Annotated in this window: 2 protein-coding genes; both read right to left on the bottom strand. The window is 70.2% G+C overall.

The features are described from left to right. Positions 1-82 precede the first annotated feature (82 nt). Positions 83-1,357, bottom strand: coding sequence for a class I SAM-dependent methyltransferase (locus G6028_RS14605; protein ID WP_182639316.1), 1,275 nt, complete (start codon positions 1,355-1,357; stop codon positions 83-85). A gap of 11 nt (positions 1,358-1,368) precedes the next feature. After that, the gene (locus tag G6028_RS14600) at positions 1,369-2,841 is read right to left on the bottom strand and encodes an FAD-binding oxidoreductase (RefSeq protein ID WP_182659307.1); all 1,473 of its coding nucleotides are present in this window, start codon (positions 2,839-2,841) and stop codon (positions 1,369-1,371) included. Positions 2,842-3,053: the final 212 nt, after the last annotated feature.

Here is a 3,053-nt window from a genome sequence, read left to right as displayed (position 1 = left end):
GCCCGAGCGCGCATCCTGGCCCGAGGGGCGCGACCCGGCCCCGACGGTGTCCGGGCGGGATCGGCCGCTCAGGCCCGGCGGCTCACGGCCGCCACCACTGCCGCAGGGGAACGTCCCAGGTCATGGTGTCGCCGAGCCGGACGGCCAGGATCTGATGGAGCTGGATCTTGTTGTGCTCGAAGCCGTACTGGCAGGCACCCATGTAGAGCCCCCACAGCTTGGCCATCGGTTCGCCCACCTCGTCGACGGCCTCGTCCCAGTGCTCGACCAGGTTCGCGCACCAGTCGCGCAGCGTGAACGCGTAGTGCTGGCGGAGGTTCTCCTCGTGGACCACCTCGAACCCGGCGTTCTCCGCCTCGAGGTGGACCGTCCCGGCACCGGCCAGTTCGCCGTCGGGGAAGATGTACCGGTCGATGAAGGCACCCGCCTTGACCGAGCGCGAGTTGTCCGGCCGGGTGATGCAGTGGTTGAGCAGCCGACCCCCCGGCCTCAGGTAGCCGTGCAGCCGGGTGAAGTAGTCGTGGTAGTTCCTGCGCCCGATGTGCTCGGTGATGCCGATGGAACTGACCGCGTCGAAGTCACGCTCGGGAACGTCGCGGTAGTCCATCAGCCGGACCTCGGCGAGGTCCCCCAACCCCTGGTCCCGGATCGCGGCCTGTCCCCATTCGACCTGCTCGCGCGAGAGCGTCACGCCGATCGCCCGGACCCCCCGGGCGGCCGCGTACCGCACCATCCCGCCCCACCCGCAGCCCACGTCGAGCAGACGGTCCCCGGCCTTCAGTCCGAGCTTGTCGAACACCAGCCGGTACTTGTTGTCCTGGGCCTCCTCCAGGCAGACCCCGGCGTCGGGGTAGCACGCGCAGGTGTAGGTCATGGAGGGCCCGAGGATCCACTCGTAGAAGCGGTTGGACACGTCGTAGTGGTAGCTGACCACCTCCGAGTCCCGCTTCTTGGAGTGCCTGCGCATGCCGTGCGCGACGCGACGCCACGCCGCGGGCACCTCCTGCTCGGGAATCGGCAGCATCGTGATGTTCTCGCGCCCGATCGAGCGGGCGATGCGCGCCATCGTCCGCAGGTCCGGCGTGTGCGTCATGGTCTTGCGGAAGACCTCGAGCGCGCCGAACACGTCATGCGGCGCACCGGGATGCACCCCGTCGACCTCGAGCTCGCCCATGAGGTAGGCGCGGGCCAGTCCGAGGTCGCCCGGCGCGGTGACGAAGTACTGCAGCGCCCTCCGGCTCGTCAGGCGTAGCACCAGCTCGCTGTTCTCCGGGCCGAACGCCGACCCGTCGTAGGCCTCGATCCGCAGGGGCGGCTCCCCCGTCGCGAACGCGGCGACGATCTCGCCGATGGTCATCCTGTCCGTTGTCACCGTGCACCCACCGACTTGTCATAGAGGGTCGCGAAGCGGCCCCGGGGATCGAATCGCGTCTTGAGATGTGCCGCGTGCTCGCCGCCGTACAGCTGGTCGAACTCCTCGCGGGAGTAGAAGACCTCGGAGTAGAGCGACTTGTGCCCGCCGAGCCGGGAGACCTCCTGTTCGATGCGCCGGTTCCACGCCCCCTCGGCCATGCCGGGCTCGATCGGCGCGGAGGACCAGAACCCGATGTTGACGTACGTGGTCTCCGGCGCCAGCGGATACAGCGGCCACGGCCGGTCGGAGCCGGGGCCGCCGCCCACACCCGGCGCGGGCGTGGACTCACGCAGCCGCAGCGGGCAGATCCACAGCGGCTCGATGGGCACCTCCCGCAGGAACCACTCGAGGAACTCCTCGGTCCGGTCGATGGTCACCTCGACGTCCTGCACCACGCGCTCCCGCGGGCCCTCGCCCTTGAGCGCGCCGATCCTGTTGCCCAGGTCGTATCGGTGGTCCAGGCCGATGATCTTCCAGTACGCCGACGACCTCAGCAGCTGTTGCGGCCACCACCGGCGGATGCCGGGGTTCTGCACCCCGAACGCACGCGAGCACCAGAACCAGTCGGTGTCCCAGCGCCACAGGTAGTCGCGGATGGTCAGCCGGTCGCGGGCCACCGAGCCGGCGGGGCCGCCGTGCTGGATCGACCGGTAGTAGATCGCCTGCTTGTCCCGCACCCCCGTGTAGTCCGAGACGGGGCCGGGCTCGTCGGTCCGCCGGCCCAGCGTCAGGTAGGACTCGCCCGCCGAGAAGACGACCCCGTCCAGGAAATCGACCTCCTCGTCGTCGTACGACCCGGACTCGCCGATCCGCGCCAGCCCGTCGGTCAGCGCGGCGAGGGAGTCGAACCGGACGTGGCGCAGTCCGACGTACCGCTCGACCGGTTCGAGCGCGATGCGCAGCCGCACCGCGTACCCGAGCGAGCCGTAGGAGTTGGGGAACCCGCGGTACAGCTCGCGCTCCCGGTCCGTGCCGTCGGGGCGGGCGGTGACGATCTCGCCCGTGCCGGTGAGCACGTCCATCTCCAGCACCGACTCGTGGGGCAGTCCCAGCCGGAAGGAGCTGGACTCGATGCCCAGTCCGGTCACCGCGCCGCCGAGGGTGATGGTCTTGAGCTGCGGCACCACGTACGGCATCAGCCCGTACGGCAGGGTGGCGTCCACCAGGTCCTCGTACGTGCACATGCCCTGGACGTCGGCGGTGCGGGCGTCCGGATCCACGGAGACGACGCGCGTCAGGCCGGTGGTGTCGAGGCCGGGCGACGACGACGAGGCGCGCGGCCTGAAGAGGTTGGACGTCTTCTTGGCCAACCGGACGGGCTCACCCCGGGGGACCGCCTCGAAACTGGCCAGGAGCCGACGGACACCCTCCTCGTGGCGCCGGGGCCCGACGATCAGCGATCCGGACAGACGACCATGAGTGCCCATGCGTCCCACCCTAGTAGCGGTCGGCCACCATCGGAGTTGATCCGGCCGCGGCTCACCCCGGTGGTCCGGACACGGGTGTCCCGTCACCTCGGCGGGCGGGGAGCGGAGACCGCGTGGGTCCCGTCTCGAACACGTCTCGATTGGGACACCGGTCATCTCGGTCGGGCCAAACGATCCCGAGCCCGGTGGCCGGATACGTAGCCTTCCCGGCA

The organism is Dietzia cercidiphylli, from assembly GCF_014145145.1.
In the GTDB taxonomy this organism is placed as follows: domain Bacteria; phylum Actinomycetota; class Actinomycetes; order Mycobacteriales; family Mycobacteriaceae; genus Dietzia; species Dietzia natronolimnaea.
This window is presented reverse-complemented; position numbering and strand designations above follow the sequence as displayed.

What these genes read in the sequence shown, in the direction of transcription:
- G6028_RS14605 (WP_182639316.1), bottom strand. Translation starts at nt 1,357, where the DNA reads ATGACCATCGGCGAGATCGTCGCCGCGTTCGCGACGGGGGAGCCGCCC.
- G6028_RS14600 (WP_182659307.1), bottom strand. Translation starts at nt 2,841, where the DNA reads ATGGGCACTCATGGTCGTCTGTCCGGATCGCTGATCGTCGGGCCCCGG.